Below are 12,633 nucleotides of genomic sequence, written 5' to 3'. Positions count from 1 at the left end.
CCTCTGACCGCGCCGCCAGGAGGCATGCCTTATGGCGGCCTCACGGTATCGATCGGCCAGAGCGATCTCCTCGGCTTGCGCACCCTGATCCCGGCCTCAGAGGCGGCGTCCCGGCGCCCCGGCCGGCCACCCGTGCTGTCGGCGTCCGGTTGCGACGCCTCGGATTCATACGAACAGGTCATCCGCCGCGCCAGGATGGAGCCGCGAGAAGAAGGAGAAGCAGTGGTCCTCAAGCTCGATGTACCCGGCCGCTTGGTCTGCGGTGACGTGGATGAAGGCTACGGCGCAGTGGCCGACGCCTTTCGCGAGAATTTCGCCGCACGTAACGAGATCGGCGCCGCCTGCGTCGTCTACCACGGTGGGCGGAAGGTCGTGGACCTCTGGGGCGGCTACCGCGACGGCCGCAAGCGTCTCCCCTGGGAGGCGGAGACGATGGTGCCGGTCTTCTCGACGTCCAAGGGTGTGGCGGCCATCGCGCTCGCGGTGTTGCACGCACGTGGTCTGCTCGACCACGATGAGCGTGTAGCGGCCTATTGGCCCGAGTTCGCTGTCGCAGGCAAGGGTGATGTCACTGTTCGTCAATTGCTCGCCCATCAGGCGGGGCTGGCGGCGATCAGCCGGCCACTCGGGCTCGCTGACCTGACCGGCTCCCGTACCCTCGGCACGGCTCTCGCCGAGCAGCGTCCGGCCTGGGAGCCGGGCACCCGGCATGGCTACCACGGCCAGTCCTTGGGCTGGTACGAGAGCGAGCTCATCAGCCGGATCGACCCTGGAAGACGTCGTATCGGCCGGTTTTTCGCCGACGAGATCGCGGCACCGCTTGGCCTCGACTTCCACTTCGGTCTCCCGCGGGACACCGATCGCGACCGGATCGCGCGTATCCACGGATTTCGTTCCTGGGAGTTGATGCTGCACCTGGGGGCGATGCCGGCTTCATTCGTCCGGGCGTACGCGAATCCACGCAGCCTGACCGCGAGGGCGTTCGGCAATCCGCGAGTGCTGGGCACCGTGGAGAACTTCAACCGGCCGGATGTGCAGGCCGCGGAGATTCCGGCGGCCAACGGCGTCGGCCAGGTGCGGTCGATCGCCAAGCTCTACGGCGAGGTGGCAGCGGGCGGCGCTGCCCTGGGGCTCGTCGATACCACGATGGAGGCCTTGCGCGGCGCTGCCCCACCTCCGGCGAACGGGCTGTTCGACGAGGTGCTGCGTGTCGAGACGAGGTTCTCCCTGGGGTACGTCAAGCCGTTCCCGGCCTTCAGGTTCGGCTCCGGGTCGGACCGGGCCTTCGGCACGATGGGCCTGGGTGGGTCATTCGCCTTCGCGGACCCGGACACCGGTACAGGCTTCGCGTACGCGATGAACCGTACCGGATTCCGGCTCTGGGACGATCCCCGTGAAGTGGCCCTGCGGGAGGCGCTGTTCGCACGGGTCCTCGGTGAACGGCCTCAGCGGCCCGACCCGGCCTCCAGGCGTTCTGGCCGCTGACGCACGACGGCTTCGTTCGCGGCGGCATCGACATAAGTTGACCCATCAACCATGTTTGGCTTAGGGTCCTACGTAAAAGCTCAGCAAACCCTGCGACCCTCCAGTTGCCGGAGTGGGGGGCGGGAGTGGAGGGAAGCTCCTCGCGCCCATGGCCGCGGGTGCTTCCAGAGGGTGCCTTCCTGGCGCAGGTTGCCGCATCCGTCCCCGGTCAGTCCGGCTGTTTCTCCATGTGGTCCAGGATGCGCCGGGAGAGCCGGCCGAAGGTCTTGAGCTCGTCCGGGGGCAGGGCATCGACAAAGAGGCGGCGGACGTGCTCGACGTGCTGGGGTGCTGCCTCTCCGATCGCCTCGTAACCGGCCGGTGTGGCGACGACGAACGCTCCGCGTCCGTCGTCGGGACACTCCTCCCTGGCCACGAGTCCACGCTTCGCCATCCTCGTGACCTGGTGGGACATCCTGCTCTTCTCCCACTCCGCGAGTTTGGCCAGATCCAGGAAGCGCAACCGCCCGCTGCCTCTTTCGGTGAGGTTGACGAGCACGATGTAGTCGGAGGCCGACAATCCGGAGTCGGCCTGAATGTGTCGGGACAGCCGTCCGATCAGTGTCTCCTGCATGCGGATGAAGCTGTCCCAGGCGGTCTTCTGTTCCGGGTCTAGCCAGCGTGGCGGTGCGTCCATGGGCGCAGTCTAGCGAGGTCGTTGATAATTCATCTATATGTGGGGCGGGACCGGGCCCTCGGTGAGGCGGCATCCGTCGTGGCCGAGATGCCTCGGTTCGCACCCGGCCTCCGTGTGTGCGGGGAAGGCGCCGGGGCCGGTGCCTGCCGGGCGATGGTGCCATGGAGGGGTTAAGTTGATGCGTCAACCTACTCGGGCTAAGCTGGGGCCCGGCTGACGGAGATTCGCCGAGTCGAGCGGGGCCACAGACCTCACAAGGAGGACGCATGACGATCGAAGTGAGCGACGTGCCGGAGGCGAAGCGCTATGAGGCCCGTGTCGGTGGAGAGTCCAAGGTGGCGGGCGTCGCGGAATACATCCGGACGCCGGAACTCGTCGCGTTCGTACACACCGAGGTCGCAGCGGAGCACGAGGGCGCGGGAGTCGGGTCCGCACTGGTCCGCACGGCCCTCGACGAGGCACGTGCCGCGAATCTGCGGGTGCTGGCCACCTGTCCCTTCTTCGCGGGCTGGATCAGCCGGCATCCCGAGTACCAGGACCTGCTGTATCAGTCCCGCAGCAAGGTCAGTGACTGAAAGCCGGGCACGACAGGAGGAGGCGGTCATGAGCGGTGAATCAGCGCGCAGGGCATACCGGGCGGAGTCGATCACGGTGACCTTCGAGGCCGGGCGCTGCCTCCACGCCGCCGAATGCGTCCGTGGCCTGCCCGAGGTGTTCGACCCGGGAGCGCGGCCGTGGATTCGGCCGGACAGGGCCCCTGCCGAGCGCCTGGCGGAGGTGGTGCGGCGCTGTCCCTCGGGTGCGCTCCAGTACGAACTCGTGGAGGGCGGGGGAGGAAACCCCTGACCGGCCCACCATGATCACCCGCAGTGCCACCGGCCGCCTGATCGTGCGCGGGGAGCTGAGCGTGGACGCCCCACAAGGTTCGCGCGCCGAGGCCAGGAGCACGCTGTGCGGCTGCGGGCAGAGCTGCGCCACCAGCCGTACTGGGACCGGACGGGACCCTGCGGTCGGTGACGCGGCCGGTGCTCGCTTCCCGCATGCGACTCCCAAGGTCTTGGAGTCGAGCAGATGCCTCTTGCCGTGCGGTTCTCCGAGTGCGGCACGCCTGACGTGCTGACTGCCGTCGATATTCCGCCGCTCACCGCGGGCCCCGGGCAGGTACGGCGCCCGACGGAGGCCCGGTCGGGCGGAGAGGTCTCAAGGGCATAACCCGGTTCTGGCAGAGCTTGTCCCGATGAAGCCCGTCACCGTCACCTCTCGGAACGGCCTGCCGCTGCGCTCCTGCCCGACATCGCCGGTCAGGGGGGCGAGCCGACCGGATCGTCCAGGGTGCTGTCGGTGTAGGGCGATCCCGGCGACGTGACACCCGGCGTTCCCATTCCGTCGGCAGCCGCACTGCGGACTCATGCGGGCGAGAGTATCTCCTGGAGGATGCGCAGCAGTTCGGCGCGGTCCCGCGAGGTGATCTTCGCGAGCCTGCGGTCGTACTCCGCCGCCAGGGCTGCCAGCGCACGGTCTCGCGCCTCTGTGCCCGCAGAGGTCAGTACGAGGCGGTGGCGGCGCAGGTCCGCGTCGTCGATCTCACGCCGGATGAATCCCTTGGCGACGAGGCTGCGGACGTAGACCGTCACGCTCGCTTTGGGCAGCAGCAGCGCCGCCGCGATCTCTGCCGGGTACGGCGACGCGGCCACCTCCGCCAGGACGAAGAACTCCTTCGTCTCCAGCCCGAGATCATTGAGCTCCTGCGTGCAGGCATCCATCACGACGCTCAGCAGTCGCTGGTTCAGCGTCCACAGCTGCGCACCGTTGACCGGCATGCGCACCCCCATCCAGAAGTGGTACCGTTCTGTATTAGTTTCAAGTTGCACCAGTGGTCTTTTTGTACTGGTGTCGCCGTGGAACAATAGTCTCACGAAGGGGCCTGTCCATGCTTCAGCGCATAGCGATCCCGCGCGGACCGATCGAGCTCGCCGGCGACCTTTACCTGCCCGACGATGCCGACGGCATCGCGCCGCTGCGCGCCGTGGTGCTCTCCACGCCCGGCAGCAGCGTGAAGGAGCAGATCGGTGCAAACTACGCATCTCGCCTCGCCGCCCGCGGTATCGCGGCGCTCGTCTTCGATCCCGCTCACCAAGGTCAGAGCGGAGGCGAGCCCCGCGATATCGAGGACCCCTACCGTCGCGGTGAGGACATCTCCTACGCCATCGACGCACTCACCACGATTCCCGGCATCGACCCGCGGCGCATCGGTGTCCTGGGCATCTGCGCCGGCGGGGGCTATGCCGTGCACACCGCACGCACGGACCATCGCATCAAGGCTGTCGGCACGGTCGTCCCCGGCAATATGGGCACCTCGTTCCGCAGTTTTCAGTCCGATGGCCCGGCGGCCGCGCTCGACGCCCTCGCCGACGTGCGCATCGAAGAGGCTCGCTCCGGCGAGATGACCCGGGTGAACTGGCTGCCCGATACGCTGGAGGGCGCCGCGGCGGCCGGTCTGACCGACATCGACACCATTCAGGCCGTTACCTACTACCGCACCGGGCGGGGCGGCAACGAGCACTCCACCAACCGCCGCCTCTCGCGCAGCGATTCCCTCCTGCTCGGCTATGACGCCTTCCACCTGGTCGACCAGCTCCTGACCCAGCCACTGCAAGTCATCCTCGCCGGACGCGTCGGCAACACCGGCTCCTACGAGGCCGGCATGCAGCTGTGGAAGATGGCTCCCAACCCGGTCGACCTGATGGTGATCGAGGGCGCCGGCCACTACGAGATGTACGACGAGCCCGCATACGTCGACGCCGCCGTCGAACGGCTTGTCACCTTCTACGTCAACAACCTGTAGGAATATCAAAACCGGCGAATCCGTAGGGTCGCAGCGCCGGCACACGACCCGGAGACCGGAGCGCAGGGCTGTCCGAAGTCGTCGGCCGGAGCCCTGTCAGACCCATTGCGCGCTTCTCCTGGACAGTGAGGGAAACGGTCGCTTCCCGGAGGACGTAACGGTGATGCCTCCGGCGCGCCGGCTGCCCACTCGGTCCGCAACCCCGCGCTTCAGGCTACTGGTCAAGCCCGCGGAGTACAGCTGCTGGATCAACGGCGCCGCCGTCCGGAAACTGGCGCCGGCCACCCGGATTCCCGGAGGAGTGGAGCAAGTCGTGCTGTTTGTGCTCGCCGATAGGGGAGGCCGGTTGTCGTGACGAACACCGATAAGACCGTCGTTGTCCTGGGTGCCACGGGCCAGCAGGGAGGATCGGTCGCCGAGGCCCTGCGGGCCGACGGCTGGGGGGTACGCGCGGTCGTGAGGGACCCCTCCGGCCATCGGGCCCGGTCCCTCTCCGCCGCCGGCGTCCAGACCGTCCGTGGTGACCTCGGCGATCCGGAGTCGCTGCGCGCGGCCTTCTCCGACGCCCACGGCGTCTTCAGTGTCCAGCCGAACTCCGGCCAGGCCGGCACCGACGTGACCGACGAGGACGAGGTCCGCTTCGGCGCGGCGGTGGCCGAGATCGCCGAGCGCTGCGGCGTCGCCCACCTTGTCTACAGTTCGGCAGTCACCGCGGGTTCGTCAACGGGCGTGGCCCATCTCGATACCAAGAACCGTGTGGAAACCCGTGTACGCGGTCGGGACATTCCCAGCACGGTCATCCGGCCGGCCACGTTCATGGAGCTCCTGGTGACCCCCGATATGGGCCTCGACCGCGGACACGTCTCCTTCCTGATGCGCCCGGACCAGGCCATGCAGTTCATCGCTGTACGCGACATCGGCCGCATCGTCGCCGCGGTCTTCGGCTCACCCGACCGCTACGTCGGCCGCACCATGGAGATCGCGGGGGGCACGCTCACCGGCAATGCCCTTGCCGAGCACCTGACCCGGGCCACCGGCCGGGCGATCAGCTACAGTCGCCTGTCCGACACACTGCCTGCGCGGGACGAGGTCCTCTGCAAGCTGGAAGCACTTGTGGACGACGGCCGGCTGGCGGGAAACGCGAACCTCGACGCTTTGCGCGCGGAGTTCCCCTTCCTGCTGCGCTTCGACAGATGGCTGGAAGGCCCTGGTGCGGACCTCCTCAACAAGGTGCTCCGTTCCCCGGGCACGGGCATCGCCCCGCGCCGACGAGGCGCTTCCGGGCGAGCTCGGCCGTCGTAGGGAGGACGGTGCCCGCACAGCCACTTCAGGATCGTCGCCCTGCTCGCCGGCGCGGAGCTGTACACGATGGGCCTCACCCGACGGAGCGGGGCACTGCGTTTCCATAAGAGCCGGCTGTCACACGTACTCCGCTCCCTTTTCGTTCGTGGGCGAGTGTGCGGGTTGTCGTGCCTGGTTCCGGAAGTGTGCGGGTGATGAGCCGACGACGCGGCGGAATGCGGTGCTGAATGCGCTCTCGGACCGGTAGCCGGTGGCCTGTGCGAGTTCGGAGATCGTCAGGGTGTCGCGGGCGAGGGCGTCGCGTGCGAGGTTCATGCGCCATTGGATGAGGTATTCCCGTGGCGGGACTCCGACGTGGCTCTTGAAGGTGTGGGCGAACACGGAACGCGACATGTGGCTGATGTCGGCGAGTTCCTGGAGGTTCCAGGAGTGGGCTACGTCCGCGTGTACGGCGCGCAGGGCGGCGCCGATGCCGTCCTCGTTCAGGGCACTGAGCCAGCCGGTGGGCCGGTCTGTCTGACCGGCGTGCGCTCGAAGCATGTGCACGAGCAGGATCTGTGCGAGGTGGTTCTGGACCAGGGGGCCGCCGGCGGCGGCGACCCCGACCTCGGTGGCCAGAAGGTCGATCAGCTGCGCGAGCCGCCTGCCATGAGGGTCGGCCGCACGGACGATCACAAGGGGCGGCAGGAGGTCGGTCAGGAGGGCCGCGTTTCCTTCATCGAAGGCGATGTGTCCGACGCAGAGGTAGAGGTCGTCCTCGGACCGCGGGCCGATGTGCACGAACCCGTCCTCGGCACCCGCCCACGCCGCTGCCGCTGGGCGCGGGCTTGCGTCGAGTGTGCCGGCCAGCACGTAGGGCGGCGGGTTTCCCAGCATGAAGGTGTCGCCCTCCTGCAGGAGCACCGGCTCGTGCCCTTCGAGGATCAGCCAGCACGTGCCGCGTACCAGGCCTCCGATCCGCACGTGCGGAAAGGTGTCGAAGCGCAGGGCCCAGTCTCCCGTGGCCCGGAGACTGGGGCCGATCACGGTGCGGGGCCTCAGCAGGCCGATCGCGTCAGCCACGGGGTCCTTGAATCCGAGCACCGGAGACACCTCCAGGACGATACGTAATGAATTCCGGACTGCGCATCATGGATTGTATCTCCGGTGCCCCGCAGTATCGGTGTCGAACGGATCGGCATCGAGAGATTGACGGAGACACCTACATGGGACAGCTGGAAGGCAAGACGGCGGTGGTCACCGGGGGCAGCACCGGCATTGGTCTGGCCACCGCGGTACGGCTGGCGGACGAGGGCGCGTACGTGTTCGTCACCGGCCGACGCGCGTCCGAACTGGAGGCCGCGGTCAAGACCGTCGGAGCACACCGGGCCGCCGCGGTCGTCGGCGACATCGCGAAGCCGGAGGATCTGGACCGGCTCTACGAGGCGGTCCAGGCGCGAGGCAGGGGTTTGGACGTACTCGTGGCGAACGCGGCGACCGGTGCGTTCGTGACGCTGGAACACACCACCGAAGAGCACTTCGACCAGACCTTCGCGGTCAACGTCCGAGGCACGATGTTCACCGTGCAGAAGGCGTTGCCGCTGCTCAACGACGGAGCCTCGGTCGTCCTGGTCGGGTCGACGGCTGCGGACCGCGGAGTGGCGGCGTTCGGCGCGTACGCGGCGTCGAAGGCGGCCGTCCGGTCCTTCGCGCGGACGTGGTCCACCGAGCTCAAGGACCGCGGCATCCGGGTCAACGTGGTCTCGCCGGCATGGATCGAGACTCCTGGGGGCACCGCTGCCTTCGGCGACGAGGAGACGGCCCGGGCCGTCAAGGAGAATGTCGCCGCGACCGTGCCCAAGGGCCGCTTCGGTCAGCCCGAGGAGGCCGCCGCGGTCGTGGCCTTCCTGGCCTCGGAACAGAGCAGCTATGTCGTCGGTTCGAACATCTACGTCGACGGGGGCGAGAACCAGACCTGAGCAGCCGCCATTCGAGGGGCCGCGTCTGCAGCGTCCCAGCGGCGCTGATCCGGTTGCAGTGCATCTGGGTTGGAACAGCCGCATCTGTGAGCAATGGCCGCCGCAGCGAGATCGCGACGGGTGCCACAAACGAATTATGAGCACGATGACAGCCCGGACACCGGGTGGGAAAGGCAGCGATGCCCGACTTCAACATGCGTGAGTTCTACGACCGTTACTGCGAGGCGCTCAACGCGCACGAGTTCGACCGTATGGGCGAGTTCGTCGGCGAGTTCATCATCTCGCACGGCGAGCCGGCCACACGCGCGGACGTCGTCGCGGCACTCAGGAGCATCACCGACGCCGTTCCGGACTTCCAATGGGAGATCAAGGAGGTGGCGATCAACGGTGACATTCTGGCCTGCCACTCCGTCAATCACGGTACACCCACCAAGGAATGGCTCGGCGTGGCGCCCACGGGCGCTCCTATCGAGATCGACGAGTTCGCCATCTACCGGATCCGCGACGGGAAGTTTGTGCAGATGTCGGCCGTCCACGACGCCGAGGCCCTCAAGAAGCAGCTCGCGGGCTGACCCGGTAGCGCCGGTCCCGACGGCGGAGGGCGCCCGGACGACGGCGGTCACCGTCGCTGTTACCGTCCGCGCGCCGGGGCCCTGGACGGAGGACCCGGCGCGCGGGCGCTGCCGAGTCGGGGCGGCGCCCCGCGATCTCCAGCGGCAGCAGGATGTTCTCCGAGCCGTTCAGCTCCGGCAGCAGGTGGTACTGCTGGAGGACGAAGCCGATGCAAAGGGGCCAACGGCTCAGTTCTGGAGGTGGATGGAGCACGAGACGATGCCCTTGTCGTCGGGCTCCTTCTGCTCGTCCTTGAGCTTGCCGTCGACATAGATGCGGCAGGCGGTGCCGGGGGGCGCGTCCTTGATTCCCAGGTCGTTGAAGCCGAATCCGACGTTCTGCGCCTTGGACCAGGGCAGTTGCTGCCCCGCGGCGGTCTTCCCGTCGTTGTCGCCGGAGAAGCTGTAGCTGATGTCGGCGGCCCCGGCTCCCGTCACCTCCAGCTTCACGTCCCAGCTTCCGCCGAACAGCCCGCACCCGGTGAGCGACACGGCCGCCACGGCCGCGGCGCCGGCGGCCCCCAGCGACCTGAGGTACGTACGGGAGGAAGGACGGGAAGGCTCAGGGGACGCCTTTCCGGATGCCTCGGGGGATGCGCGGAATGTGGGGAACTGCATCTCGACTCCTGGTGCATGGCCGGGGAGTTGGTCTCGGACGTGGCTCATTCTGGTAGGCGGCGCGGGGCCCCGCTGCCGCCGAAAGTCTGCATTCGCCGCGGCGGCATCGGCCGAAAGTACGTATCCGCCCGCCGCCACGGCCGGCCCCGCGAACGGCCGTCTATCCTCCTCGTCATGCCTCCCTCCCTTCCGCGTCCCGCACCGGAGGCCGTCGCCGTGGCGGGCGTCTGCGCGCTGCCGGTGGTGCTGGACACGGGCGTGGTGAGCCGCAGCGACGTCGGGCTCGCGGTCGTCGCGAGCGGCGTCCTGGCCCTGGGCGCGGCCGCCGCGGTGCCGGCGGCGTACCGGGCCGGCCGGCAGTGGACGGTGTGCGTGCTGTCCGTCACCGCGGCGGTCGTCTCGCTGCTGACCACCTCACTGGTGGAACGTACGGTGCTCCAGCGCACCCCCGGATGGTCCGAACTCCTCGGGCTGCTGGTGCTGTTGTGCCTGGTCTGCCGGTACGGGCGGCCCCTGCCGCTCACCGTGGCGGCGGTGCCGACGGCCGCGGCGGTGATGCTCCTCGAAGGCCGTGCTCCGGCGCTGTCGGAACTGCCGCTGCTCGACGGGGTCGACCGGCTCTTCACCCTGCTCGCGGTGGGCTTCGCGCTGCTGGGTGGCTATCTGCGGACCGAGGACGGCAGACGCCGGGCGGCGGCCGACCGGGTGCGCCAGTCCGAACGCCTGGACCTCGCACGCGACCTGCACGACCATGTCGCCCACTACGTCACGGCCATGGTCGTCCAGGCCCAGGCCGGGGAGCACACCGCAGGGCGTGACCCGGGCACGGCGCGCGAGCTGTTCTCCAACATCGAGCGGACCGGGCAGGAAGGGCTGGTGGCGATGGGCCGGATGGTCCGTCTGCTGCGGGAGACCGGCGACCCCGCGGCGCCCGCACCGGTCACGCCCGTCCTGACGACGATCGAGAACCTGGTCCACCGCTTCCCCACGCCGGGACAGCACGCCTGGCTGGACGTGGCCGACGGCGTCGACAGCGCCGCCTGGTCGCCCGGGCTGGCCAAGACCGTCGAACGGCTGGTCCAGGAAGGGCTGACCAATGTCCGTAAGCACGCGCGTACGGCCAGCACCGTGCACGTCCTGATGGAAGAAGAAGGCGAGGAGTCCGGCCACGCCCTGCTGACCGTCCGCGTACGGGACAACGCCACCGGACCGCAGCGGGTCCGGGGACGGTTCCGGCACAGTGGCTTCGGCATGATCGGCCTGTCGGAGCGCGTGGCCGAGCTGGGCGGCGAGCTCACCAGCGGCCCGATGCCCGAGGGCGGCTGGGAACTGGCGGCCTCGATACCCGTGAAGTGAGGAAGTGGGGAAGCGCGTTGAGCATCTCAGTGGTGATCGCCGACGACCAGGAGATGGTACGGACCGGCTTCCGGCTCATCCTGGAGAGCCAGGAGGACATCTCCGTGGTCGGTCAGGCGTCCGACGGCATCGAGGCCGTGGAGACGGTACGCCGGCTGAAGCCCGACGTCTGTCTGATGGACATCCGCATGCCGGGGCTCGACGGCCTGGAGGCGACGAAGCGCCTGCGCCAGGACCCGGGTGCGCCGGAGTCCGGTACGAAGATCGTCGTCGTCACCACCTTCGATCTGGACGAGTACGTCTACGGTGCCCTGCGCGCCGGCGCCAGCGGCTTCCTGGTCAAGAACTCCGGCTCCCGGCTGCTGATAGAGGCGGTGCGCGCCGCCGTGAAGGGGGACTCCCTCATCTCGCCGTCCGTCACGGTCAGACTCCTGGAACACCTCAGCGGGCCCTCCCGGGCCGAGACCGCCGAGGCCGCCGCGCGCCGCCTCACCCCCCAGGAGCTCAAGGTGGTGGCCCAGGTCGCCCGGGGCCGTACCAACAACGAGATCGCCGGTCAGATGAGTCTTTCGCTCAGCACCGTCAAGAGCCATCTCAGCCGGATCCAGGACAAACTGCCGGCCCGTAACCGCGTGGAGATCGCGGCCTGGGCCTGGGAGCACGGCATCGTCCGCTGACCGGCCGTGACTCCCTGACGCCGTGCGGCCTGGAGCCGGGCGGGCAGCCGGGTGCGGGGCGGATACCCCTCCGAGGGAAACGCCGTGACGCCCGACCTCTGTCGGTCGGTCAGTCGGCCGTCAGATAGTCCCGGAGCACCTGGGAGCGGGAGGGGTGGCGGAGCTTGGACATGGTCTTGGACTCGATCTGGCGGATGCGCTCGCGCGTCACCCCGTACACCTGGCCGATCTCCTCCAGCGTCTTCGCACGGCCGTCGGCGAGGCCGTAACGGAGGGAGATGATGCCGGCCTCGCGCGGGGTCATCGTGGCGAGGACGGCGTGGATCTCGGCCCTGAGGAGCAGGAACGTGACCATGTCCGAGGGGGAGGCCGACTCGACGTCCTCGATCATGTCGCCCAGTTCGGTGGCGGTGTCGTCGCCGAGAGGGGTGTGCAGGGAGATGGGCTCCCTGGTGTAGCCGTCGAGTTCGATGATCCTCTCGACGGACACCTCCATTTTCTCCGCCAGTTCCTCCGGGGTGGGGTGGACCCCCAGATCCTGGAGCAATTCCCGGCGGACCCGGGAGAGCCGGTTGATGACCTCCACCATATGGACCGGGATACGGATGGTCCTGCCCTGGTCGGCGAGGGCCCGGGATATCGCCTGGCGGATCCACCAGGTCGCGTACGTCGAGAATTTGAAACCCTTGGTGTAGTCGAATTTCTCGACGGCCCGGATCAGTCCGGTATTTCCCTCCTGGATCAGGTCGAGAAACATGAGGCCGCGCCCGCTGTAGCGTTTGGCGATGGAGACGACCAGCCGGAGGTTGGCCTCGATGAGGTGGGATTTCGCCCGGCGGCCGTCCTGAGCGAGGATGTCCAGCTCCCTCCGGTACGGGGCGTCCAGGCCCGGGTCCTCCTCCGTCTTCTTCTCGGCGAGCAGTCCGGCCTCGATCCGCTTCGCCAGGTCCACCTCCTGCTCGGCGCTGAGGAGACGGACGCGGCCGATGCGCTTGAGGTAGTCCCGTACCTGGTCGACCGAGTCCCCGCCGGAGGGCAGCCGGAGTGCGGGGGCGTCGGTGTCCTCATCCCTGTCAGTGGCGCGGGTGGTGCCGGGTTCCGTCTT

The 12,633-nt window shown here is 68.6% G+C and carries 13 protein-coding genes and 1 pseudogene; 9 read left to right on the top strand and 5 right to left on the bottom strand.

Annotated features, from left to right (window positions below):
* Positions 1-24: 24 nt before the first annotated feature.
* Positions 25-1,485 carry a serine hydrolase domain-containing protein gene (locus AB0P17_RS00530; RefSeq protein ID WP_365806228.1) on the top strand — a complete coding sequence of 487 codons (1,461 nt, stop codon included), beginning with the start codon at positions 25-27 and terminating at the stop codon, positions 1,483-1,485.
* Positions 1,486-1,693: 208 nt separating this feature from the next.
* Here AB0P17_RS00530 and AB0P17_RS00525 read toward each other — a convergent pair whose 3' ends face one another.
* Positions 1,694-2,161, bottom strand: coding sequence for a MarR family winged helix-turn-helix transcriptional regulator (locus AB0P17_RS00525; protein WP_365806226.1), 468 nt, complete (start codon positions 2,159-2,161; stop codon positions 1,694-1,696).
* Positions 2,162-2,427: 266 nt separating this feature from the next.
* Between AB0P17_RS00525 and AB0P17_RS00520 the strand changes: the two genes are divergently transcribed.
* Both AB0P17_RS00520 and AB0P17_RS00515 read left to right on the top strand, forming a co-directional pair.
* On the top strand, positions 2,428-2,736 hold the full coding sequence (locus AB0P17_RS00520; protein ID WP_365806224.1) for a GNAT family N-acetyltransferase: 309 nt from the start codon (positions 2,428-2,430) through the stop codon (positions 2,734-2,736).
* Positions 2,737-2,764: 28 nt separating this feature from the next.
* Positions 2,765-3,007: a (4Fe-4S)-binding protein gene (locus tag AB0P17_RS00515; protein ID WP_365806223.1), complete on the top strand. Its 243-nt coding sequence runs from the start codon at positions 2,765-2,767 to the stop codon at positions 3,005-3,007.
* Between the two features lie 560 nt (positions 3,008-3,567).
* On the opposite strand, the gene AB0P17_RS00510 is transcribed toward AB0P17_RS00515, so the two are convergent.
* Positions 3,568-3,993 (bottom strand): MarR family transcriptional regulator, encoded by a 426-nt coding sequence (locus AB0P17_RS00510; RefSeq protein WP_365806221.1) that lies wholly within the window; start codon positions 3,991-3,993, stop codon positions 3,568-3,570.
* A gap of 98 nt (positions 3,994-4,091) precedes the next feature.
* Here AB0P17_RS00510 and AB0P17_RS00505 point away from each other — a divergent pair, with 98 nt between their 5' ends.
* Both AB0P17_RS00505 and AB0P17_RS00500 read left to right on the top strand, forming a co-directional pair.
* A complete protein-coding gene (locus AB0P17_RS00505; RefSeq protein ID WP_365806219.1) occupies positions 4,092-5,006 on the top strand; it encodes an alpha/beta hydrolase in 915 nt (304 codons plus the stop codon).
* Between the two features lie 351 nt (positions 5,007-5,357).
* On the top strand, positions 5,358-6,308 hold the full coding sequence (locus AB0P17_RS00500; RefSeq protein ID WP_365806218.1) for an NmrA/HSCARG family protein: 951 nt from the start codon (positions 5,358-5,360) through the stop codon (positions 6,306-6,308).
* A 117-nt stretch (positions 6,309-6,425) separates the two neighbouring features.
* Here the strand turns inward: AB0P17_RS00500 and AB0P17_RS00495 are convergent, their stop codons facing one another.
* Entirely contained in the window at positions 6,426-7,370 is a 945-nt protein-coding gene (locus tag AB0P17_RS00495) for an AraC family transcriptional regulator (protein ID WP_365806216.1), read from the bottom strand.
* 143 nt (positions 7,371-7,513) lie between these two features.
* On the opposite strand from AB0P17_RS00495, the gene AB0P17_RS00490 reads away from it, so the two are divergent.
* Together AB0P17_RS00490 and AB0P17_RS00485 are read left to right on the top strand one after the other, a co-directional pair.
* The gene (locus tag AB0P17_RS00490) at positions 7,514-8,266 is read left to right on the top strand and encodes an SDR family oxidoreductase (protein ID WP_365806214.1); all 753 of its coding nucleotides are present in this window, start codon (positions 7,514-7,516) and stop codon (positions 8,264-8,266) included.
* A gap of 179 nt (positions 8,267-8,445) precedes the next feature.
* The gene (locus AB0P17_RS00485; RefSeq protein ID WP_365806213.1) at positions 8,446-8,838 is read left to right on the top strand and encodes an ester cyclase; all 393 of its coding nucleotides are present in this window, start codon (positions 8,446-8,448) and stop codon (positions 8,836-8,838) included.
* A gap of 228 nt (positions 8,839-9,066) precedes the next feature.
* Here the strand turns inward: AB0P17_RS00485 and AB0P17_RS00480 are convergent, their stop codons facing one another.
* Complete coding sequence (locus AB0P17_RS00480; RefSeq protein WP_365806211.1) at positions 9,067-9,495, bottom strand: MmpS family transport accessory protein; 429 nt, start codon at positions 9,493-9,495, stop codon at positions 9,067-9,069.
* Positions 9,496-9,669: 174 nt separating this feature from the next.
* On the opposite strand from AB0P17_RS00480, the gene AB0P17_RS00475 reads away from it, so the two are divergent.
* Positions 9,670-10,851: a histidine kinase gene (locus AB0P17_RS00475; protein WP_365806209.1), complete on the top strand. Its 1,182-nt coding sequence runs from the start codon at positions 9,670-9,672 to the stop codon at positions 10,849-10,851.
* Positions 10,852-10,868: 17 nt separating this feature from the next.
* Complete coding sequence (locus tag AB0P17_RS00470; protein WP_365806207.1) at positions 10,869-11,528, top strand: response regulator transcription factor; 660 nt, start codon at positions 10,869-10,871, stop codon at positions 11,526-11,528.
* 109 nt (positions 11,529-11,637) lie between these two features.
* Here the strand turns inward: AB0P17_RS00470 and AB0P17_RS00465 are convergent.
* Positions 11,638-12,606: pseudogene (locus AB0P17_RS00465) on the bottom strand (RNA polymerase sigma factor); the annotation flags it as partial.
* Between the last annotated feature and the right edge of the window lie 27 nt (positions 12,607-12,633).

The organism is Streptomyces sp. NPDC088124 (assembly GCF_040685895.1).
GTDB lineage: Bacteria > Actinomycetota > Actinomycetes > Streptomycetales > Streptomycetaceae > Streptomyces.
Note: the sequence above shows the minus strand (reverse complement) of the source record. Positions and strands in the feature narration are given on the sequence as shown.

What these genes read in the sequence shown, in the direction of transcription:
- AB0P17_RS00530 (WP_365806228.1), top strand. Translation starts at nt 25, where the DNA reads ATGCCTTATGGCGGCCTCACGGTATCGATCGGCCAGAGCGATCTCCTC.
- AB0P17_RS00525 (WP_365806226.1), bottom strand. Translation starts at nt 2,161, where the DNA reads ATGGACGCACCGCCACGCTGGCTAGACCCGGAACAGAAGACCGCCTGG.
- AB0P17_RS00520 (WP_365806224.1), top strand. Translation starts at nt 2,428, where the DNA reads ATGACGATCGAAGTGAGCGACGTGCCGGAGGCGAAGCGCTATGAGGCC.
- AB0P17_RS00515 (WP_365806223.1), top strand. Translation starts at nt 2,765, where the DNA reads ATGAGCGGTGAATCAGCGCGCAGGGCATACCGGGCGGAGTCGATCACG.
- AB0P17_RS00510 (WP_365806221.1), bottom strand. Translation starts at nt 3,993, where the DNA reads ATGGGGGTGCGCATGCCGGTCAACGGTGCGCAGCTGTGGACGCTGAAC.
- AB0P17_RS00505 (WP_365806219.1), top strand. Translation starts at nt 4,092, where the DNA reads ATGCTTCAGCGCATAGCGATCCCGCGCGGACCGATCGAGCTCGCCGGC.
- AB0P17_RS00490 (WP_365806214.1), top strand. Translation starts at nt 7,514, where the DNA reads ATGGGACAGCTGGAAGGCAAGACGGCGGTGGTCACCGGGGGCAGCACC.
- AB0P17_RS00485 (WP_365806213.1), top strand. Translation starts at nt 8,446, where the DNA reads ATGCCCGACTTCAACATGCGTGAGTTCTACGACCGTTACTGCGAGGCG.
- AB0P17_RS00480 (WP_365806211.1), bottom strand. Translation starts at nt 9,495, where the DNA reads ATGCAGTTCCCCACATTCCGCGCATCCCCCGAGGCATCCGGAAAGGCG.
- AB0P17_RS00475 (WP_365806209.1), top strand. Translation starts at nt 9,670, where the DNA reads ATGCCTCCCTCCCTTCCGCGTCCCGCACCGGAGGCCGTCGCCGTGGCG.